The organism is Weizmannia sp. FSL K6-3076 (assembly GCF_038007245.1).
GTDB lineage: Bacteria > Bacillota > Bacilli > Bacillales > Bacillaceae_C > Weizmannia > Weizmannia faecalis.
Window position 1 is genome coordinate 175,267 of the sequence record NZ_JBBOWU010000001.1, and the last position, 22,359, is coordinate 197,625.

18 protein-coding genes are annotated in these 22,359 nt (G+C 47.0%); 12 read left to right on the plus strand and 6 right to left on the minus strand.

The genetic code is table 11. The features are described from left to right. The first annotated feature begins 76 nt into the window (after positions 1–76). Entirely contained in the window at positions 77–1,054 is a 978-nt protein-coding gene (locus NSS95_RS00910) for a 2-hydroxyacid dehydrogenase (RefSeq protein WP_014096411.1), read from the plus strand. Positions 1,055–2,218: 1,164 nt separating this feature from the next. Here the strand turns inward: NSS95_RS00910 and NSS95_RS00915 are convergent. Then, on the minus strand, positions 2,219–3,442 hold the full coding sequence (locus NSS95_RS00915) for an IS110 family transposase (RefSeq protein WP_013858393.1): 1,224 nt from the start codon (positions 3,440–3,442) through the stop codon (positions 2,219–2,221). Positions 3,443–3,852: 410 nt separating this feature from the next. On the opposite strand from NSS95_RS00915, the gene opuFA reads away from it, so the two are divergent. From opuFA to treR, 6 genes are all read left to right on the plus strand, one after another. After that, positions 3,853–4,809, plus strand: a complete 957-nt coding sequence (gene opuFA, locus NSS95_RS00920; protein WP_014096409.1) for an osmoprotectant update ABC transporter ATP-binding subunit OpuFA — start codon at positions 3,853–3,855, stop codon at positions 4,807–4,809. Beyond that, positions 4,802–6,331, plus strand: a complete 1,530-nt coding sequence (gene opuFB, locus NSS95_RS00925; protein ID WP_014096408.1) for an osmoprotectant update ABC transporter permease/substrate-binding subunit OpuFB — start codon at positions 4,802–4,804, stop codon at positions 6,329–6,331. The genes opuFA and opuFB overlap by 8 nt, the downstream gene beginning before the upstream one ends. 532 nt (positions 6,332–6,863) lie before the next feature. Beyond that, the gene (locus NSS95_RS00930) at positions 6,864–7,346 is read left to right on the plus strand and encodes a PTS sugar transporter subunit IIA (protein ID WP_014096407.1); all 483 of its coding nucleotides are present in this window, start codon (positions 6,864–6,866) and stop codon (positions 7,344–7,346) included. A 30-nt stretch (positions 7,347–7,376) separates the two neighbouring features. Then, the gene (gene treP, locus NSS95_RS00935; protein WP_014096406.1) at positions 7,377–8,795 is read left to right on the plus strand and encodes a PTS system trehalose-specific EIIBC component; all 1,419 of its coding nucleotides are present in this window, start codon (positions 7,377–7,379) and stop codon (positions 8,793–8,795) included. A gap of 128 nt (positions 8,796–8,923) precedes the next feature. Continuing rightward, positions 8,924–10,600, plus strand: a complete 1,677-nt coding sequence (gene treC, locus NSS95_RS00940; RefSeq protein ID WP_340713727.1) for an alpha,alpha-phosphotrehalase — start codon at positions 8,924–8,926, stop codon at positions 10,598–10,600. A 40-nt stretch (positions 10,601–10,640) separates the two neighbouring features. Further along, positions 10,641–11,360 carry a trehalose operon repressor gene (treR, locus tag NSS95_RS00945; protein WP_014096404.1) on the plus strand — a complete coding sequence of 240 codons (720 nt, stop codon included), beginning with the start codon at positions 10,641–10,643 and terminating at the stop codon, positions 11,358–11,360. Between the two features lie 91 nt (positions 11,361–11,451). On the opposite strand, the gene NSS95_RS00950 is transcribed toward treR, so the two are convergent. The 4 genes from NSS95_RS00950 to gnd all read right to left on the minus strand — a co-directional run bounded on the left by NSS95_RS00950 (position 11,452) and on the right by gnd (position 16,550). Next, on the minus strand, positions 11,452–12,780 hold the full coding sequence (locus NSS95_RS00950; RefSeq protein WP_251460216.1) for a GntT/GntP/DsdX family permease: 1,329 nt from the start codon (positions 12,778–12,780) through the stop codon (positions 11,452–11,454). Positions 12,781–13,181: 401 nt separating this feature from the next. Continuing rightward, positions 13,182–14,738 (minus strand): gluconokinase, encoded by a 1,557-nt coding sequence (gntK, locus tag NSS95_RS00955; protein ID WP_014096401.1) that lies wholly within the window; start codon positions 14,736–14,738, stop codon positions 13,182–13,184. 150 nt (positions 14,739–14,888) lie between these two features. Continuing rightward, on the minus strand, positions 14,889–15,581 hold the full coding sequence (locus NSS95_RS00960; protein WP_017550602.1) for a GntR family transcriptional regulator: 693 nt from the start codon (positions 15,579–15,581) through the stop codon (positions 14,889–14,891). A 60-nt stretch (positions 15,582–15,641) separates the two neighbouring features. Beyond that, a complete protein-coding gene (gene gnd / locus NSS95_RS00965; RefSeq protein ID WP_014096399.1) occupies positions 15,642–16,550 on the minus strand; it encodes a phosphogluconate dehydrogenase (NAD(+)-dependent, decarboxylating) in 909 nt (302 codons plus the stop codon). Positions 16,551–17,317: 767 nt separating this feature from the next. Here gnd and NSS95_RS00970 point away from each other — a divergent pair. Together NSS95_RS00970 and uvrC are read left to right on the plus strand one after the other, a co-directional pair. Further along, positions 17,318–17,779, plus strand: coding sequence for a flavodoxin (locus tag NSS95_RS00970; protein ID WP_014096398.1), 462 nt, complete (start codon positions 17,318–17,320; stop codon positions 17,777–17,779). Next, the gene (uvrC, locus tag NSS95_RS00975; RefSeq protein ID WP_014096397.1) at positions 17,776–18,861 is read left to right on the plus strand and encodes an excinuclease ABC subunit UvrC; all 1,086 of its coding nucleotides are present in this window, start codon (positions 17,776–17,778) and stop codon (positions 18,859–18,861) included. The genes NSS95_RS00970 and uvrC overlap by 4 nt, the downstream gene beginning before the upstream one ends. 13 nt (positions 18,862–18,874) lie before the next feature. Here uvrC and NSS95_RS00980 read toward each other — a convergent pair whose 3' ends face one another. After that, complete coding sequence (locus NSS95_RS00980; protein ID WP_017550597.1) at positions 18,875–19,033, minus strand: ATP-binding protein; 159 nt, start codon at positions 19,031–19,033, stop codon at positions 18,875–18,877. A 71-nt stretch (positions 19,034–19,104) separates the two neighbouring features. On the opposite strand from NSS95_RS00980, the gene NSS95_RS00985 reads away from it, so the two are divergent. The 3 genes from NSS95_RS00985 to NSS95_RS00995 all read left to right on the plus strand — a co-directional run bounded on the left by NSS95_RS00985 (position 19,105) and on the right by NSS95_RS00995 (position 22,251). Next, on the plus strand, positions 19,105–19,857 hold the full coding sequence (locus NSS95_RS00985) for a Crp/Fnr family transcriptional regulator (RefSeq protein WP_014096396.1): 753 nt from the start codon (positions 19,105–19,107) through the stop codon (positions 19,855–19,857). Positions 19,858–20,064: 207 nt separating this feature from the next. Further along, entirely contained in the window at positions 20,065–22,008 is a 1,944-nt protein-coding gene (locus NSS95_RS00990) for a heavy metal translocating P-type ATPase (RefSeq protein ID WP_014096395.1), read from the plus strand. A gap of 21 nt (positions 22,009–22,029) precedes the next feature. Continuing rightward, a complete protein-coding gene (locus tag NSS95_RS00995; RefSeq protein WP_014096394.1) occupies positions 22,030–22,251 on the plus strand; it encodes a heavy-metal-associated domain-containing protein in 222 nt (73 codons plus the stop codon). Positions 22,252–22,359 lie beyond the last annotated feature (108 nt).

Below are 22,359 nucleotides of genomic sequence, written 5' to 3' on the forward strand. Positions count from 1 at the left end.
ACCCGGTTAAAGGACGCTCGCCTTATTCTTTGTTATAATTTTACAAGAATAACGTAAACAAAGGGGGATGGCTCGGTTGGCGAAAAAAGTATTGGTATACAGCGAACTGTCTGGGGATTTGATTGAAAAGCTGAAGGAAACATTTGAAGTACGCTACATACCGGGGGGCAAGGATATTTCCGATCTTCTGCCTGACTTAGCGGAAGCGGACGGGCTGCTTGGTTCCTGGCTCCGGGCAGGAAAAGAATTGCTGGACCACGCACCGGCCTTGAAAATCATCAGCAATATAACGGTCGGATATGACAATCTCGATATCCCGTTGCTAACAGAGCGGGGGATTATGGCAACCAATACGCCGGGTGTGCTCGATGAAACAACAGCGGATACCATCTTTGGCTTGATGCTTGCAGCGGCGCGGCGATTTACGGAACTGGACCGGCTTGTCAAAAACGGAAATTGGAAAGCGCCTGTTTCCACTGAGCATTACGGCATTGATATTCACCATAAAACGCTTGGCATTATCGGAATGGGCAGAATCGGAAGCAAAATTGCGAAACGGGCCCATTTCGGTTTTGATATGGACATTTTATACCATAACCGTTCCCGCGACCCGGAAGCCGAGCAGCTGTATGATGCGGTATACTGTGAGCTTGATGAACTGCTGGAAAAATCGGATTTCATTTGCCTGATGGTGCCGCTTACCCCGGAAACGCACCGGTTAATCGGGGAACGGGAATTCAAAATGATGAAGAAAACGGCCGTTTTTGTCAATGGTTCAAGGGGTAAGACAGTAGATGAAGCGGCGCTTGTCAAAGCCCTTCAGGAAAAAATCATTTATGCGGCCGGCCTTGATGTATATGAACAGGAACCTGTTTCGCCGGATAACCCGCTTTTAAAAATGGATAATGTCGTCACCCTTCCGCACGTTGGCTCTGCTACACACGAAACACGCTATGCAATGGCAAAACTGGCGGTTGAAAATCTCACGAAAGGGCTGCTTGGAGAATGTCCGCCCAATTTGATTAACCGGGAAGTTTTTCGCAGCCGGGCGTAATCACGTACACTTGCTGAACGATTCCGATTCGGTCGGCATGTGCAGGAAAGTTTGAAGACACGGGCACGGGCAAAAAACCTGATGGCAATGGAACGTTTCTAATAAACATGATTGCTGTATTTTTACAATGGGCGTTCCCCGGCCGGGTTGCTTGCCGGGGAACGCCACTGTTTTTACGGCGGGAGCATCCGCTTTTTTTATTTTCCAAGGGGTATATCAATGAGTAAGCGGGGATGTAGACAAACCATTCGTTAATGTAATATAATGAGGAACAATTGTTCTTTTTTGGCAGATTTATTTTATAAAAATATCCAATGTTGGCCTGATTCGACCAAGAGAGATCCTTATAAGGAATGGAACCGTGTGTAAAACGGTTGTCAGTGTGAAAATCCCGCAAAATTTTGGTTGAAAGGTGAATCTGGAGTGGCTCTATGTTAAGAAAGGGAGCCAAATTTGTCTTGTATCTTAACATAGAAGCGCTCTACGTTAAGGAAGCAGCTGAAATTTTCCGTGTATCTTAACATAGAGAGGCTCTACGTTAAGGAAGCAAGTCAAATCTGCCGTGTATCTTAACATAGAGAGGCTCTACGTTAAGGAAGCAGCTGAAATCTGTCTTGTATCTTAACATAGAAGGGCTCTACGTTAAGGAAGCGAGCCAAACCTTCGCCGTATCTTAACATAGAGAGGCTCTACGTTAAGGAAGCAGGCGAAATCTGTCTTGTATCTTAACATAGAGTGGCTCTACGTTAAGGAAGCAGCTGAAATCCGCCGCGTATCTTAACATAGAAGCGCTCTAAGTTAAGGAAACAAGCGAAATTTTGGTTAAAAGTAAGCACAGACAGGTTATATATATATGAAGGAACAGGCCGATATTTTGCCAAAAATAAACGCGGACCGTGCTTAGTCTACGAATTCACCAAAAATTTGCCGGAAAATGAACGCAGAAGCATTTTATTCCGAAAACCCGGTGCAGTTCAAGTGCCGGATAATCGAGAATTCATTGATAAAGTCCTACGGTGTGATGTCAAGGGTTAAAAACAAGTGAATTGGAAATTTTGTTGGCTCTATGTCGTAAAAATGGCAATACTGAACTAAGCCTCCAGATAATTGGAATAATCTGGAAGTTTTCAAGTTCAGGCTATCGATGATGGTTACCTGGTTACCTCATCGCGTCACCTTCTTTTTCGGCGCATAAATTTGATCGTTGCGGAGCAGCGCATCGATCAGGCGCACCAGTTTTCTTGCCGTTAAGACGAGGGCGCGTTTGTGTGAGTGCTTATGCACCTCACGATATTTCTTTTGGTAAAAGGCGCGGTACTCAGGTTCGTGTCGCCGGACCAGATTGGCAGCCTCAACCAGGTAATACCGGAGATAACGATTGCCTGTACGCGCAAGCATTTTGTCATCAGCCTCAAAATCACCCGATTGGTGGCGGGGCCAGAACAATCCAGCAAATTTTGCGATCGCGGCTTGGTCGTCAAAGCGCTCAATGTCGCCGATTTCAGCGAGAATCCCAGCACAGCTCACCGGGCCTATTCCCGGAATGGTCTGGAGGGTATTCGGGATTCCATCAAGAACGCGGGCAATCGCCTTATCCAAATCCTTGATTTGGCGTTTAAGATGCCGGATGATCTCAATAGAACTGCCCAGGACCAAGTCAATCGAATCCTCCACACATTTAGAAAGCCGGTAAGAGGACCGGGCAGCTTTTTGGATGGATGCGGCCAAATCCTCGGGATCGCTAAAGCGGCCATGGCCTTTGGTCTGGAGATACATCGCTAAGTCCTCCAGAGGCATTTGGGCAATTTCATCGAGGCTATAGGCCTCAAGCAAAAATTCCGTTATGGCATGGCCGAAGACCGGTGTATCCACTTCAAGGTTAAAGGCACTGAATTTGAAAAACAGATGATTCAAAAATACCTGTTGTTCCCGGGTTAAACTTTGAATCAGGTGATAGCGCATCCGTGTTAACCGTTGAAGGGCAAGGTATTGTTCTGACTGAATCACGGATTTCGGCAATCTCCCGAAACGCAAGCGGTCCGCAATTACCCAGGCATCTTTGGGATCGGTCTTGTCCATCTCGGCATAAGCCTTTTTGAAATTTCTCACCAGCTTCGGATTCAGGGTAAACACCTTTGTACGACGCTGTTTCAGCTCGGGATCTTCATGGAAAAACATTGCCGGGTGCCAACTATACACAGATGTGGCCTCCATGGCGATCTGGATGGTGTCATCCGCCTCCGCATGTTGGAGGATGGCGTCTCTTAACTCAGAGGCACCGGGAAGATTGTTTGTCACCGTTTGGGTGGCCAACGTTTCCCCCATTCCATCCATCAGGCAGGCATCGAGGTTTTTGGAGCTCACGTCAATACCGACAAATAAGGGCATATGATTTCCTCCTCTCTGTATTGGGATCGATGGAATCGGACGCTTCGGGATATCCCCAGATGGCTTGCCGATCTGTCAGCCTCGCGTATGAGAACTCATCCGGGCCGTGGGCTGCCTGGAACTGCTCATTTCCAGCACGGAGATCCGGAGGAACGGCCTACGGGTTAGACGTTCAAGCAAGAACCTGGGGATGCAGACTTTTCGAGTAGTCAGGCTACAAGGAGGGGAAGCATTGACCCAAACGATCCTAAGACCATTATCCGGGAACATCGCGAAGCGTCCAAGTCCGAACTTGTATTCCGGGCGAGCCCGGAATACAAAATCTTATATTCACTTGTCAATGAGCAGCAGAATGAACTGGAAATTGACATCCACTTTGGATTTAAACTTATTATACGAGGAGAGATAAAATGATCCGGTTTGAACATGTATCGAAACAGTTTCCGAACGGGACCCTTGCTGTAAAGTCTCTGGATTTGGAAATAGAAAAAGGGGAATTTTTCGTTCTGATCGGCCCGAGCGGCTCGGGGAAGACGACAACATTAAAAATGATCAACCGCCTCATCGAACTGTCAAAAGGCTGGGTCCGAATCAACGGAAAGAAAATCAGCGATTATGACATTCATGAACTTCGCTGGGATATCGGATACGTGCTCCAACAAATTGCGCTTTTCCCGCATATGACCATCGCGGAAAACATTGCGGTTGTGCCGGAACTGAAAAACTGGGACAAAAAAAGAATCCGTACCCGTGTCGATGAACTGCTGGAAATGGTGGGCCTGGACCCGAAAGAATACCGGAACCGAAAACCCCATGAACTTTCCGGAGGGCAACAGCAAAGAGTGGGCGTTCTACGGGCTTTGGCTGCCGACCCGGAAATCATTTTGATGGATGAGCCATTCAGCGCGCTCGATCCGTTTAGCCGGGAAAAATTGCAGGATGATGTGCTTGAAATTCAACAGAGGCTGAAAAAGACAATCGTTTTTGTTACCCATGATATGCGGGAAGCATTGAAACTCGGGGACCGGATTTGTCTCATGAAAGACGGGGAAATCGTTCAGGTCGGGACGCCACATGCATTTTTAACCAACCCCGCGAACGATTTTGTACGCGAATTTGTCGGGAATAAACAGGTACCGGTCCGCCTGGAGGAACTCATGGTCCCGGTTACAGATGAACAGGCAATATTGCCCCAAACGAAAACCGTTTCTTTACAGGCTCCATTGGCAGAGGTATTCGAACAGCTGGCCTCGTTTGAACAGATTGCCGTTGAGGATGGCGGAAAAATGGTCGGGGTGATCAACCGCCCGCACGCCATGAAAGTCATGTCACAATACTTAAGGGATGGAGGCCGGATGCATGAGTAGTTTCATCACCACCTTTTCAAACCGGAGAGCCCAGCTTTTGGACGCCCTTTTACAACATATAGAGATTTCATTAATCGCGCTTTTTTTCTCATTATTGATCGCGATCCCGCTTGGTATTTATTTAACGCGGAAACAAAAAATCGCGGAAACCATTATTGGCATAACCGGCGTGCTGCAAACCATTCCTTCTTTGGCTTTGCTCGGCCTGTTAATCCCGCTTTTTGGCATAGGGACCGTCCCGGCCGTGATTGCGCTCGTCGCATATGCGCTGCTTCCGCTTTTGCGCAACACCTACACTGGCATTAAAGAAATCGACCCTTCATTATTGGAAGCAGCAAGGGCGATGGGAATGAACAGAAGAATACGGCTGATAAAAGTGGAGCTCCCTCTGGCCATGCCCGTAATCATGGCGGGGATCCGGACGGCTGCCATTTTGATTATCGGAACAGCGACGATTGCGGCGCTGATCGGGGCCGGCGGACTAGGTGACATTATCCTGCTTGGCATCGACCGGAATGATTATGCCCTTGTCATCCTCGGTGCCATTCCTGCCGCCTTGTTGGCCATTCTTTTCGATGTTTTGCTCAGGCAGCTTGAAAAAGTTTCTTTTAAGAAGATGATGGTGGCATCCGGCATTTTTATCTTGATGATCGTGTTGATCGTTGGTTCACTGGTTGCGCCAAACTTGCTTCATAAAGACGGGCAAAAAACGATTGTGATTGCCGGCAAGCTGGGGTCGGAACCGGAAATTCTGGACAATATGTACAAGTTGCTGATTGAAGAGAACACAGATTTAAAAGTGAAGTTAAAAACAGGGTTGGGCGATACAACCTTTGTTTTCAATGCGTTGCAGTCAAAGGATATCGATCTTTATCCGGAATTTTCCGGGACAGCCATCGTCAACATGCTGAAAGAGAACCCTGTCAGCACAGACGGCAAGGAAGTGTACGCGCAAGCAAAAGCAGGCATGGCCAAAAAATACAAGATGGCATTGTTACGCCCAATGAAATTTAATGACACTTATGCGATTGCAGTTCCGCAAAGTTTTGCAAAGAAATACCATTTGAAAAAGATATCGGACCTTGTAAAAGTCGAACAGGACGTAAAAGCCGGATTTACCCCCGAATTTGCCGATATCAAAGACGGATATCCCGGTTTGTCAAAAAAATACGGGTTGCATTTTCATGTGGTGACAATGGATCCGTCTGTACGGTACCATGCCATCCAACAAGGCAAAGTGAATCTAATGAACGCCTACTCCACAGATGGCGAACTGCAAAGGTATCACCTGGTCGTTCTTGAAGATGACAAGCATTTCTTCCCGCCATACCAGGGTTCGCCTTTATTGCGGCAGGAAACGGTTGACAAATATCCGGAAATTGTGCCGGCATTGAACAAGCTGGCCGGGAAGATTACAAACACCCAAATGCAGAAAATGAATTATGAAGTCGGTGTCAAAGGTAAGAAAGCGGAAGATGTTGCAAGAGCCTTTTTAGTAAAAGAAGGGCTCCTGAAAAAGTGACCGGATTATGCCGGGGCGTGCCGCGGAAACGTTACGGTGCATCGTTGAATGCGTGAACCTCTTGTTGCAAAGGTAGTCCAAAGTTTTAATCTGTGCCGGGAATTTCGCCCCGTATCGGGTGGAAATTGCCCGGCACGAAATTTGTCTGCGATATAAAATGCACAAAATATTGCAGCCTGTTGCCTGCTGTAAAATGGAGTTATCATGCAAATGGGTGCTTGAGCTTATGGTAAAAACTTAAGTTTATTTTTGCCCTCGTCCATCGACATGTTAGGTTATTCCACGATCCTGCCACAATTTTTCAATTCCCTGCCCTAGCATCAGCATATCTAGTAGTCTGCCCCTTGCCTCTTCAATCAATGCCTGAATCGTATTTTCCCACCCCATGGAACACCGGCAGCATTTTATTTCTGGGAAAAAGAAAGCGCTATTGACAAACTTGTATATACAGGATATGATGAGAATGTAAGATGTATATACAAGATTACGAGTAAATGAAAACGGTTTTGTGAAATAAAGTGAGGTGGCAATCATGTTTAAATTATTTCAAAAGAAGCCAAAGGAAGAACGTATTTTTGCTCCGGTAAGAGGGCAGGTTGTTGCCATTGAAGAAGTGCCGGACCCAACTTTTTCCGAAAAAATGATGGGGGACGGCATTGCGATAAAACCAACCGAAGGCCTCCTCGTGGCGCCATTTGACGGGGAAGTGGTGCAAGTCTTTCCGACGAAGCATGCCATCGGGCTGCGCGGCGCATCCGGGCTGGAACTTTTAATTCATATTGGGTTGGAAACGGTGACATTAAACGGGGAAGGATTTGAAACCGCTGTAAAAGCAGGCGATAAGGTGAAAAAAGGCGATACGCTCATCACCTTTGATCTGGCATTGATTCAAGAAAAAGCGGCGGATACCATCACATCCATCGTGGTGACAAACGGCGAGGCAGTTCATCTTGACAAAAAAATAAATTTGGATGCTATGCCGAAAGAAACGGTGGTCATGGTTGCCCAGTTGTAAGATCGCCAACAAGACAGGAGGAATGACAACATGGCGAAAATCAGCAATGAATCTGTAAAACAAATTGTTGAAGCAGTAGGCGGAAAAGACAATATTGCCGTGGCAACGCACTGTGTGACACGGCTGCGGTTTGCATTAAAAGATGAAGGAAAAGTAGACAAAGAAAAACTGGGGAAAATCGATCTTGTCAAAGGTTCTTTTTCAGCAAACGGACAGTACCAGGTTGTGATCGGCCAAGGGACAGTGGACAAAGTATATGACAAAATGGTTGAACTGACGGGTATCGGGCACGCTTCAAAAGAAGATGTGAAAAACGAAGCCGCAAAGAAAATGAATCCGCTTCAACGATTTGTCAAAATGCTTTCCGATATTTTCATCCCGATTTTGCCGGCAATCGTGACAGCTGGTTTGTTAATGGGATTGAACAATCTTTTGACAGGCCAGGGCATTTTTTACGCCCATAAGTCTTTTATTCAAGTTCACGAAAGCTGGGCCGGGCTTGCGGACATGATTAACATCATTGCCAATACCGCCTTCACGTTCCTGCCGATCTTAATCGGGTGGTCGGCTGTGAAACGGTTTGGCGGCAATCCGCTTCTCGGGATTGTGCTCGGCGCGATGATGATCCATCCGGACTTATTGAATGCTTATTCATACGGTGAAGCACTGAAAAGCCACTCTATCCCGGTATGGAATCTGTTTGGCTGGCATGTCAATAAAATTGGCTATCAGGGGCAGGTGCTGCCGGTCCTCGTATCGTCCTTTATTCTGGCGAAACTTGAACTATGGCTGAAAAAACGGATCCCGGATGCCATTCAGTTGCTGCTTGTCGCCCCCATTGCTTTACTTGTAACCGGATTTGTGACATTCGTGGCAGTCGGGCCGCTGACTTTTGGCATCGGGAACTGGATTACAGGCCTTGTCGTATATGTATTTAACCATGTACCGGCAATCGGCGGCCTGCTTTACGGCGGCTGCTATGCGCTCCTTGTCATTACAGGGATGCACCAGGCTTTTCTTGCGGTCGACTTCCAGTTGATCTCGAGCGCTGGCGGCACGTATTTGTGGCCGATTCTCTGCATGTCCAATATTGCACAAGGTTCGGCTGCGCTTGCCATGATGTTTTTGGCAAAGAACAAAGTGGATAAAGGGATGGCCGGCACATCTTCCGTTTCTGCTTATCTCGGTATTACGGAACCGGCGATGTTCGGTGTCAATCTCCGCTTCAAATATCCGTTTGTTTGCGCACTGATCGGCTCAGCCATTGCAGGGATTGTACTGGCAACCGGACATGTGAAAGCCCCGGCAATCGGCGTCGGCGGGATCCCTGGATTCTTGTCCATCTTCCCGCATTCGTGGGGAACGTTTTTTACCGGTATGGCGATCGTCATTGTCGTGCCGTTCGTGCTGACCTTCTTGTTCGGTAAATTAAAAAGACAAAAAGCGTAAAGGACAGGAAAGCGGACTGTACAATGGCAGGCCGCTTTCCGGCTATATAAAATTGGATCGCTTTAACATCCAAATCATATTTCGAGCCTTCATGGCATTACGACGATAGCAATTTGGGAGTGGAAAAAATGGAACAACCTTGGTGGAAAAAAGCAGTTGTCTATCAAATTTACCCTAAAAGCTTTAAAGATACAAACGGGGATGGCATTGGCGACCTTGAAGGGATTATTGAGAAACTAGATTATTTGAAAAAGCTTGGCATCGATGTCATTTGGTTGACGCCGGTTTATCCGTCCCCGCAGCGCGATAACGGGTATGACATCAGCGACTACTATGCCATTGATGAGACGTACGGTACGATGGAAATATTTGAGCAACTGCTTATAGAAGCGCATGCACGAAATATAAAAATCATGATGGACATCGTTGTCAACCATACTTCAACCGCGCACAGATGGTTTATCGAAAGCGCATCATCGAAAGACAACCCGTACAGGGATTACTACATTTGGCGGGACCCGAAAGACGGGAAAGAACCGAACAACTGGGTCTCCAAGTTCGGCGGGCCGGCATGGCAATACGATGAAAAAACCGGGCAGTACTACTTGCACCTGTTTGATGTGACACAGGCGGACTTGAACTGGGAAAACGAAAAAGTCCGGGAAGCAGTCTACACCATGATGAAGTTTTGGCTTGAAAAAGGGGTTGACGGCTTCCGCCTTGATGTCATCAATTTGATTTCCAAAAACCAGGATTTCCCCGATGATGACGGATCAGTCCCGCCGGGCGACGGGCGCAAATTTTATACGGACGGCCCGCGCATCCATGAATTTTTGCATGAAATGAACGAGAAAGTGTTTTCAAAATATAATGCGATGACTGTCGGGGAAATGTCTTCAACCACGATTGAAAACAGCATCCGCTATACGAACCCGGCTTCCCGTGAGCTGGACATGGTGTTTCAGTTTCATCATTTGAAGGTCGATTACGAAAACGGCGACAAGTGGACGGCTGCCGATTTTGATTTTCTAGCACTGAAAAAGATTCTGTCCACATGGCAGACGCGCATGCATAAAGGCGGCGGCTGGAACGCCTTATTCTGGTGCAACCACGACCAGCCGAGAATCGTATCAAGATACGGAGATGACGGCAAGTACCGGGTGGAATCGGCGAAAATGCTGGCAACGGTGATCCATATGATGCAGGGAACGCCTTATATTTACCAGGGAGAAGAAATCGGCATGACCAATGCGCATTTTGACCGGATTGAACAGTACCGGGATGTCGAGTCCCTTAATATGTACAACATTTTACAGAGCCGTGGAAAAAGCCATGCGGAAATCATGGAAATATTAATGCGGAAATCAAGGGACAATTCGCGTACGCCGATGCAATGGGACAGTACGAAAAACAGCGGGTTTACTGAAGGCACGCCATGGATTGCGGTCGCTTCCAACTACCCTGATATTAACGTAGAAAAAGCGCTGAAAGATCCAAACTCCGTTTTTTACCATTATCAAAAACTCATTCAGTTAAGAAAAACGTATGATGTCATCACAGATGGGGACTTTCAGCTATTGCTTCCGGATCATCCGCGAATCTTTGCTTATTTGCGGACAAGTGAAGACAGCAAGCTGCTGGTCGTGAATAATTTTTACGGAGAACCGGTGCAGTTTGAGCTGCCGGGGACGCTGGACGGGGCAGCTGAAATATTGATTTCCAACTATCTCGATTCTTCTCTGGATTTTCATTCTTTCACCCTGCGTCCGTATGAATCTGTTGTGTACTTTTTGACAAAATCGTAATGCCGTTTTTGCCATGGTACAATACAAGTGGTGATCCCAAATGAAAGAAAACAAGTATTACACGATTTACCATCAGCTTGCTGAAAAAATCGAAAACGGGGAGATGGAAGCAGGCAGCCTCCTGCCATCCGAGCATATTTTGGCGGAACAATTCGGGGCTTCAAGGGAGACGATCCGGAAAGCCCTCAATCTGTTATCCCAGAATGGCTATATTCAAAAAATCCGGGGAAAAGGTTCTGTTGTACTGGACGTGAAAAAATTTGATTTTCCGGTTTCGGGCCTTGTCAGCTTCCGTGAAATTGCGGAAAGCTCAGGGAAGGCATGGCGCACGAATGTCCATGAACTTGTCCTTATTAGACCTGACGATGCTCTGGCCCGGCAGTTGAAAATATCCGGAAAAGAAGAAGTATGGCAGGTAGTCCGGTCGCGGGAAATTGACCATGAGAACATCATTTTGGATAAGGATTACATCCGGAAAAAGTTTGTCCCGTCGATTACAAGAGATATTTGTGAAATCTCGCTTTACCAGTATTTTGAAAAAACGCTTGGCCTTGTGATCAGCTTTGCGAAAAAAGAAATCACGGTCGAAAAAGCAACAGAGGAAGACTACAAGTATCTGGACATGGGCGAGTACAATCATGTCGTCGTTGTCCGGAACCATGTTTATTTGGATGATGCAAGCCTTTTGCAATATACCGAATCGCGCCACAGGCTGGACAAATTCCGGTTTGTCGATTTCGCGAGGCGGGAGCACCGGTAAGCGGATTTGTTTAAAGCCAAGTGCAAAATACCCTGGCAATGTTCGCCAGGGTATTTTTGTGCATGGAGGAATCCTCCCGTGTTTTTCCTGATTATACAAACAGATTGATGATCAGGACAATAAAGAATGCTGCAAACGACAACAAGGTTTCCAATACGGTCCAGGTTTTAAACGTCTGTTTGACAGACAGCCCGAGATATTCTTTAACAAGCCAAAAACCGGCATCGTTGACATGGGAGAACATGAGTGATCCTGCACCGGTTGCAATAACCAACAGCGGAAGATTGATCCCCGTCATATGGACGACAATCGGATCGACGATGCCTGCTGCCGTGGTCAGTGCGACAGTCGCAGAACCGGTTGCGATCCGGATCAGGCCGGCTACAACAAAGGCCATGACAAGCGGGGAAAGTTGCCATTGCGTGGCAACATGGGCAATCGCATCACCGACACCGGAGGAAATCAGCACTTGTTTAAATGCCCCGCCTGCACCGATGATCATCATGATCGAGGCAAGAGGAGCGAGGGACTCCCCGGTCAGTTTATTGATCAAATTCCGCCCGATGCCCTGTCTGGTCCCAAGCAAATAATAAGCGACAAACACTGAAATCAATAATGCAATCAACGGGTTTCCGATAAAATTTAAAAAATGGGCCAATTGGGCAGGCATCCGGACGAACGGTACAATAACCGTTCCGATCATTAAGATAATTGGCAGTAAAATCGTAAAAAAGGAAACCCCGACAGACGGATAAGATGTTGCCGAAACATTTGCCGCCACTACTTTCGGTTCTGTTTCCGGTTTTACCCGTTTACTAATGTAATGAGCAAATAACGGGCCGCCAATGATACCGGCCGGCAAAGCGACAATCAATGAATAAAGCAAAACCTGCCCCACATCGGCATGAAAAATACCGATCGCTGCCATTGCTCCCGGATGGGGCGGGACGATGCCGTGTGAAATGGATAAAGCAGAAATCATCGGGATCGCAATCAGCAAAAGATTTTTCTTCGTTGTTTTTTGGATCGCAATCACAAGCGGCAGTAAAATGACAAGGCCGACTTCAAAAAATACCGGAATACTGATAATCAAGCCGGCAAAGAAAGTGGCCCATGGAAGATTCCGGTCACCGAATGCCCGGGTGAAATAATTTGAAATCTGTATACCGGCGCCTGATTCGGACATCATTTTCCCTAGAATGGTGCCCAGTGCAAGAATCCCCAGCAATGAACTGAGAATACCCCCGACACCTTGTTCATAATCTGTCACAATTTTTGTGATTGGCAGTCCGGCTGCAAGGCCAAGAGCCAAACTTGCAACCGACAGACTGATGAATGCATGCCATTTTAACCATGTGACCCCGACAATGACGAGTGCAATGGCAAGGATGGTAATCGTGATGAGATAAGCACTGCTCATGAAAATCACTGCTTTCTTTAATAATTTTAAGAGTACGATTGCTGATGAAGCGAATGGCCTCTTATCCGTTGATGCAAAACAGGAGGCCTTTCCCCCGGCCGCAACACCGCTGATGTATAAATAGGGCTTGTTTTTTGGAACCGGCTAAAAAGCATTCCCGGTTCAAACGGCGAAAATACCCGGCTAGAGCCGGCATTCATCTGCGGCTTTAAAACGCGGCTGGCGTCAGGCAATGTATGCTTCAAATCGCGGCTCATGCTTGCCTCGCATTCGTTTTAACGGATATTCAAGCCGCGGCCAATACCTGTATAAATATCGCAGTACTGTTGCCTGCTGTAAAAATAGGCATCATGCATGGGTGCTCGGGTTTGATATAAAAACTCAAATTCAGCTTATATCGTTCATTTTTCCGCGTCTGTTCCAAATTGCGATTGTTGAAAAGCAGCAATATCGTTCCATTCATCGTTCAGTTTGCGCGAAAGGCGGATGAAGATCGGGAATAGCTGCTCATAAACCGCCACGTTTTCCGGGATCGGCTGATGGCTGTGTACAGAACCAACCATTGTGGAAACGACATCCAGGCTGTCCGCTTCTCCTACCGCATACAAGCCAAGTACAGCCGCCCCCAGGCAGGAACTTTCAAAACTTTCCGGGACATTGACCGGCTGATTGAAAATATCTGCCATCATCTGGCGCCAAAGCGGTGAACGGGCAAATCCCCCGGTTGCCTGGATCCGTGCCGGTTCTCCGGTTCTTTCCTTCATGGCCAGCATGACACTGTAAAGGTTGTAAATAATGCCCTCCAACACGGCCCGGATCATATGTTGTTTTTCATGATGCAGAGTGAGGCCGAAGAAGGCGCCCCGGGCATTCGGGTTCCACAACGGTGCGCGTTCACCGCTGAAATACGGCTGAAAAATTAACCCGTCCGCACCCGGCTTCACACGCGATGCCATTCTTGTCAGCACATCATAAGGGCTGATGCCAAGCCGCTTTGCCGTTTCAACCTCGGAAGCTGCAAATTCATCCCTTGCCCATCTCAATATGCCGCCTCCGTTATTGACAGGCCCGCCTACCACCCATTTATCTTCCGTCAATTCATAGCAGAAAAGCCTGCCTTTTGGATCAGCAGCAGGATGGTCCAGTACGGTCCGGATCGCGCCGCTTGTGCCGATGGTGACCGCAACAACGCCCGGATCAATCGCGTCCACGCCGAGATTTGAAAGCACACCGTCGCTTGCGCCGAGCACAAATGGCGTATCTTTGCCCAACCCCATTTGGTCTGCATATTGGGGATCAAGCCCGCTCATGATCTGTGTGGTCGGAACAGGTTTGGATAACCGGTCCGCTGTTAATCCGGCCAGTTTTAATGCTTCTTCATCCCAGGACAAGGTGTCCATTCTCATCAGACCGGTGCAGGAGGCAATGGAATAATCGACAACGTATTGATGGAACAAACGGTAAAAAACATATTCTTTAATCGAAATAAATTTTGCTGCTTTTTGAAAGATTTCAGGCCTTTCATGCCGCAGCCACATCAGTTTTGGCAATGGGGACATCGGATGGATCGGCGTCCCCGTCCGCATATAGATTTCATGGCCACCCAATTCTTCTTTCAGTTTGCGGCACCAGCCGATGCTCCGGTTATCCGCCCAGGTGATGCAGCGCATAAGCGGTTTGCCTTCCCGGTCTACAGGGATGACACTGTGCATGGCGCAGCTGAAGCTGACAAACCGGATTGTTTCGGGGCTTTGACCGCTCTTCTCTGTAACAGCCTGAATGGCATGAAGGACAGCTTGGAAAATCTGCTCCGGATCCTGTTCTGCAGTAAATGCATCCGGCGTATACAACGGATAACCTTGATTGGCATTTGCGATGATGGTTCCATCGGTTTTGTAAAGCACAGCTTTGGTGCTGGTTGTGCCGATATCAACCCCTATCATACAGGCGTCATGCATCGTAAAAGCCTCCTTTTTAGTATGTTAAAGCGAACGTAGCAAATTCATTGAATACTTGTCGACAACTTGAATGTAATAAAAAGTGATGCCGCCGGGCCAGATTGCCGAAAAGAAATGGAAACATAAAACCCTGTGCCAGGCAGGCTGCGCCTACTCCGTTTTTCCCTCTGCCGGAAAAGATTTATCGAGTGTTCTTTTTGAGTCTTTAAAATAAGCAGAAACAGATTGTTCCACGTTTTCTTCATTTCCGGTTAAAAGGCTGTTTACGATTTTCCGGTGTTTTTCAATGACCCATGCCAGATGGTCAGGGCCGTGGGCAAAAACATCTTCCGTTGTCACGAGGAGTACGGCCATGATCAAGGACTTCATGCCATTCCAAAGATTCAAGATCCGTTTATGGCCGGCATGGCGGATGATCCGATCATGGAAAGAAAAATCGTAATAGGCGAAATCGCTGTGATTCTCGTATTTTGCTGCAATCTTCATTTTATCGATCGTCTCGTTCAGGAATTGGATCAACTGTTCCTGAGGAGCAGCAGACACTCTTTGCTGCGCAAAAATCTCAATCATTTCACGTACGTCGTACAGTTCATGAATATCTGTCAGTCCCATTCCCAGTACGCGGGCGCCCATTCTTTCCAATTGAATAAGACCGTCGTTGGCAAGGGCTTTCAATGCATCACGGACCGGCGAACGGCTCGTCCCGTATTTCCGGGCAATCTGGTTTTCGGAAATGATGTCACCAGGCTTGATTTCATTTGTAAGGATCAGCAGGCGCAATTCATTTGCGATCTGCTCGCCAAGAGAAGCATTTTTCATCCATTGTTCAGGGAACTGCAGCATATTCAAAACTCCCGTTCGTGTAAATTTGATCCCGAAAAGCCTGTCTCCGTTTCAGGCGGCTTACTGGCCGGACCGGGTCACTGCATGTCCGCCAAATTCATTCCGGAGTGCGGCAACGACTTTGCCGGTAAAAGTATCTTTTTCAAGGGAACGGTACCGGTTCATTAAGGATAAGGCAATGACCGGTATGGATGCTTGCAAATCAAGTGCGGTTTCAACCGTCCATTTGCCTTCGCCGGATGATGCCATGACACCACTGATTTCATCGAGATGGGCGTCTTTTGAAAATGCATCTTCCAATAGTTCAACAAGCCAGCTGCGAATGACGGATCCGTTGTTCCACACTTTTGCAACAGCCTGGTTGTCGTAGTCATACGGGCTTTTCTCGAGAATTTCAAATCCTTCAGCCAATGCTTCCATCATGCCGTATTCAATACCGTTATGCACCATTTTGAGGAAATGGCCGCTTCCCGGTTTTCCGGTGTATAAATACCCGTCTTTTTCTGAAATTTTTTCAAAAAGGGGCTCCAACTGATCAAATACCGGCTTGTCTCCCCCGATCATCAGGCAGGCGCCATTCCGGGCTCCGCTGATCCCGCCGGACGTGCCGACATCAAGAAAATGGATGCCTTTGTTTTGAAGCAAAGTATAATGCCTGCATGAATCGGTATAATGAGAGTTGCCGCCGTCAATTACAATATCGCCGGCGCTGAGCAAGTTGCTGAGCTTGTGAATGGTTTCGTTTGTCGGTTCCCCGGACGGCACCATCACCCAAACTTTTCTCGGGACTTCAAGATTTTGGACCAGCGCTTCCAATGAAGGAAAGCATTTTGCCCGTGAATCAAGGGATGACAACTGTGCGGTTGCATCTCTGGAAGTGTCATACGCCTTTACATCCACTTGATGATCCAGCATATTGAGTGATAAATTCAACCCCATTTTTCCAAGTCCAACGATCCCGATTTCCATAAGAGATCCTCCTCTTCATAAGATTGTAAGATTAGTATACTTGTCGACAAGTTGAATCGTGAGCGCTTTCTTTTTTATGAAAAAGTAAAATGTTTTCGTTTTCAAATCCATCATAGTTGATCGAACAGGGGTTGTCAAGGAAGAGAATGTATTCCTATTTTTTCCACTTATCTGCATACAAGCGTTCCATCGATCCGGAATGGGAAGTTTCAGGTGGTATAAAACTGGATCGGATCTCCCCAGACGCTCCAAGAGCTTTACCTCCGTTAAGTGTGGAGCCTCAAAACGGCTAGAGGTCTAAAGAAAGGCTCTTAAGCTGTTTCGAGGCTTTTTACTCTTTGATTCTTTCTTAATTGTACTCATATTGAGTAGAAGCTTATTATGCCAACAACCCAAAGGAACAATAGTATTCCAATAATTGTAAACAACATAATTTTTGTACTTTTTTTCATGACCCGGCCCCCTTTTTATTAACACTTTTTACCAATCCGCGTAATGCCTGTCCATCTTTTTCCATCACATTTTTACCAATTCTTCATCTATCATTATTAATCAAACAATAAGGAAATTCCTTTAAAAAATGGCCATTTTGTTGCGGGAAAGTAAAATATTTTCGATTTCAACTTTTTCATAGTCTGAGAGATATGCCCGCCGGTCCGCATGGAAATTTTCAGTTGGTATCTAAACTTGATGCAGATCAAATGCAGATTTTCACAATTGATATAGAATAAAGGGAGGGGGAATTCAACAGATCGGAGTGAAAAAAGATGAAAACGATCATTGTGTATTCAACCATGACAGGTACAACCGAATTTATGGCAGAACAAATTGCGGCAGCCCTGACAGAAGCGGGTTATGCCGTTGATATAGCAGAATCAACCAATACAAGCGCGCATGAACTTACCGGTTATGATCTGATTCTGATCGGCGCAAATACATGGGACGAGGGCGATCTTTGGGATGAGATGATCGATTTTTATGAGGAACTTCCGGAAGTCGATTTAACCGGCAAAAAAGGTGCGGTGTTTGGCGCCGGCGACTCTTTTTACGAGCATTTCGCCACCGCGGTGGATACGATGGAGGAAGCATTGAAAAAGCAGGGGTGCGAGCTGCTTTTGGACGGGTTAAAAGTGGATGTCGTCCCGGATGAGGAAATCGAAACCGCCTGCAAAGATTTTGCCCGGAAACTTGATTTGCGCTGCCGCGAGCTGGGGCTTGTGCAGCAATGAACACCGTCATCCTGCACAAGCTTTCCCTTTTGCCAGAAGAGCCGGGATGCTATTTGATGAAAAGCCGGGAAGGGGAAATCATTTATGTTGGAAAGGCAAAAAAGCTGAAAAACCGGGTACGCTCTTACTTTACCGGTTCCCATGATGAAAAAACAACCCAGCTTGTCGGAGAGATTTTTGATCTGGAATGGATCGTCACAGCGACCAACACGGAGGCTTTGGTGCTGGAAATGAATCTGATTAAGCAGTACCGGCCGAAATACAATATTATGCTAAAAGATGATAAAAGCTACCCCTTTATCAAAATTACGGATGAACGGCACCCTCAGCTCATTTTAACGCGCGAAGCAGGCCGTGATAAAGGGAAATATTTCGGCCCGTTTCCGAATGCCCGGGCGGCAGCGGAGACAAAAAAAGTACTGGACAGGCTTTATCCGCTCAGGCGTTGTCCGGAATCAAGCACCCGCCCCTGCCTGTATTACCAGCTTGGACTGTGCATTGGCACCTGTGCAAGGGAAGTGGGTGAAGAAGAATACAAGGAACAAATCCGCAAAATTGTCCATTTTTTCCACGGCGGTTACCGAGCAGTTTTAAAAGACATGAAAAAAGAAATGCTGCAGGCAGCAAAAAAGCTTGATTTTGAAAAAGCGGAACAACTGAAGGAACAAATCATGCAAATTGAAGTGACCATGGAAGATCAAAATATCGTGCTGAACGACCCTGTAAGCCGGGATATATTCGGCTTTGCTGTTCAAGACGGGTTCATGTGTGTCCACGTTTTTTATATGCGGGACGGCAGGATTATAGAGCGGGAGGTTATTTTCAGACCAATTGGAAGTAAGGAACCGAAAAGGGCATTTCTTGACTTTTTACAGCATTTTTATGGCGAGAGTGGCAATACGTTGCCAAAGGAAATGCTCATTCCGGCAGCAGTTGGGAAGGAAGCGGCCGAAATATGCGTTTCCGCCCGTATCGTACAGCCGAAACGCGGGCAGAAAAAAGAAATGGTGCAGCTGGCAACTAAAAATGCGCGTATTGCGCTGGAAGAAAAGGTTTCGTTAATGGAGCTTGAAACGGTGTAGACTGCCGCATATTTCACGGCAATATCGGCAAAAGAATGCGTACTGCAGTGCCTTTGCCAGGTTCGCTTTTTACATTGATAGAGCCCCCGTGAAGTTCCACGAGCTGTTTCGTAATCGCCATACCGAGGCCGGGATCACTTGTCTGTAAAGCGTTTTCCGGGTAAAATGGCATGAGAAGCTAAGCCATCATCATATGACATAAGAGCTTGGGCAAAACTAAATTTTTTTTAGGGGGCTCATCACATGGAGTGCCATCATCATATCCATGGTTCCCATCCCGGGCATGGTTGTAAAAGCCATGCGGGATGCATACGGCTCGTGCCTATTTTCAACCATCTGGAAGAAGAACAGATGGCGAAAATCGGGGCGTCTGTTGAAACGCTGGCATTACAAAAGGGGGAAATACTTTTCCGGGCAGGGGAAAGAGATGATACGCTGTATATTATCCATACCGGAAAAGTGAGAATTTACCGGTTGGCAGATTCGGGAAAGGAGCAGCTTGTCCGCATATTAAATCCGGGTGATTTTACCGGCGAGCTGGCTGTTTTTCAACCGGGGGAAATTCATGAGAATTACGCAGAGGCCCTGCAGGATTCGACTATCTGCAGGATGAAACAGAAGGACCTTCAAGCCTATTTGCTGGCATATCCCCAAATCGCTTTAAAAATCTTAACGGAAATCACAAAGCGTTTGGAAGAATCGGAAAAACAAACGGCCCGGGTAGCGGTCGAAAATGTGGAATCCAGAATCATCTCCTTTTTAGCCAGTTGTGTGGAACAAAGCGGCACGAATGATACAGTGATTGCCTTGCCAATGTCTAAAAAAGATTTGGCTTCTTATCTTGGAACAACCCCCGAAACCATCAGCCGAAAGTTTACAAATCTGGAAAAACAGGGATTAATAGAGCAGTTGCCAAATAAGAAAATCAAAATTCCTGACTTGGACGAGCTGTTATTGTATGCAGATGAGGCAACGTCAGCCGGCGGCCACCACTGAAAAAGTGCTGAAAAAAATAAACAAGCGGCGGGAAACCACTAATAATGGTGACCCGCCGCTTTTTGTGTGTGCAAAATTTTGCCTGCGCATTTTTTCAATGGACCCGTCCTGCGGTGTATTTTTAAATTAAAAAATCTTGACAAGGGTCAATGATGAAAGCAAGGGGCTCTTTTAAAATAATCGTATAACAGGTGAGGGGGAGTTCCAATGTTAGAACAAATCCATCAACATAAGCATCATCTGGCATGGATCGCCGGCATTTTAATCGTTCTTGGTTTATGGATGAAATGGATGGGCTTTTACGCCTGGAGGGACGGTTTTTTGATGGCGGCAACCGTTGCTGCTGTCCTTCCCATCGCCATCAAAGCCTGGCAAGCGGCGAGGATGAAAACGTTCAGTATTGAGTTGCTCGTTACGGTGGCGGTTGCAGGTGCCTTGCTAATCCACGAATATATGGAATCCGCAGCTGTCACTTTTCTGTTTTTGTTTGGCGATTATTTAGAAGCCAGGACATTAAAGAAAACCCGTTCGTCTTTAAAGCAATTGGCAGATATGGCCCCGCAGGAAGCGATCTTGCTTCAAGAAGACGGAACCCGAAAAAAAACGGCCGCAGATCGCGTCCGGGCAGGGAACAAGCTGGTTGTCCTCCCGGGCGGCAAAATTCCGGTTGACGGGATCATTACAAACGGCCGGGCATTCGTGGATGAATCAGCGGTTACCGGGGAACCGGCACCCGTCATGAAAAAAGAAAACGATCCTGTTTTTAGCGGCTCGATTTTAGATACCGGCTATATCGAAATGATCGCTGAAAAGATCGGGAATGACACAACCTTTGCAAAGATGATTGAACTGGTGGAAGAAGCACAGGATGCAAAATCGAAAACCGAACGTTTCCTCGACCGGTTTGCAAACTATTACACACCGGCGATTGTCATCCTTGCACTCGCCGTGTTTGTTTTTACCCGTGATTTTCACAAAGCGATTACCTTCCTGGTCATTGCCTGCCCAGGTGCGCTCGTGATTGGCGCTCCCGTGTCAAACGTAGCGGGAATTGGAAACGGCGCGAAACACGGTGCGCTGATCAAAGGCGGGGATGTGATGGAAAAACTGTCAAAAGTGGATACGCTCGTATTTGATAAAACCGGCACGCTGACAAAAGGGAAGTCGGAAGTCACGGATTTGCACCTGCTTGGCACAAGGCGCGAAGAGGAAGTGCTCGGGCTTGTGGCCAAGGCGGAAACCGTTTCTGAACACCCGCTCGGCCAAACGATTGTGAAAGAAGCAGAAGCAAGGGGCATCCCGTTTAACCGGTATCACTTGCAGGAAGGTGAAGCGATAAAAGGGAAAGGCATGACGGCAACCATTGATGGCATAGCCATTACTGTGGGGAACCGCAAATTGATGGAAGCACAAGGCATCACCATTTCTCCATCAGCGGGCAGTTACGCAACCGATCGTGAAAAAATGGGGAATACTGCTATTTTTATTGCGGTCAATGGAAAGTTGGAAGCCATTCTGTCCATCGCCGACCAAATCCGTGAAGATGCCCGGGCTGCCTTGGAGGACATGCGCGCTGCCGGGATCAAAAGGATCGTCATGTTAACAGGCGATAACCGCCATACCGCCCGAGCCGTCGCCAACCAATTGGGTATTGATGCCTTTCATGCAGAGCTGCTTCCGGATGAAAAAGTGGACTATGTGAAGAAACTGAAAGAGGAAGGAGCTGTTGTGGCGATGGCAGGAGACGGCATGAATGATGCCCCTGCGATTGCAACGGCAGATATCGGGCTTGCCATGGGGAAAGGCGGAACGGATATCTCTATCGAAACGGCTGATATCGTTTTGATGGCAGACAAGCTTTCCCAATATGCCCATGCCTTTGCCCTGTCGAAAAAAACGATGCGGAATATGAAACAGAATATAGCAATTGCACTTTCGGTCGTCGTATTTTTGCTTGTTGGTGTTCTTCGGGGACAAGTAGACCTTGCAGCCGGGATGTTTGTCCATGAAGGAAGCGTTTTAGCTGTTATTCTAAATGCAATGCGGTTGATCGGATTTGCACCAAAGGGCGGACGGCAGAAGTTCAAGATCAGCAAAATCGGCCAACTTGATGGAGATCAATTACGGAAACCAGTGCGGCATGTAAAATAAAAACAAAAGGAGGGAAACGGAATGAAAAAAGCCGTGATGCAATTAGAAACGTTAACCTGTCCGTCTTGTATGAAAAAAATAGAAGGCGCGCTGGACAAAGTGGAAGGTGTGGAAAATGTGAAAGTACTTTTCAACGCCAGCAAAGCAAAAGTGGATTTTGACGAGGCAAAGGTTTCGGCAGATGAATTGAAAGAAATCGTTGAAAAAACAGGCTATCAAGTTCAAGCAGTGAAGACGAATTAAAAAAGGATAAGGTTGAGGCCAGTTGTTGGTCCCAACCTTTTCTTTTTTTGCAACCTGAAAGACGTATACGAATCAGCCCAGAAAGGTCGCGGTTGTTGGATCAACTTT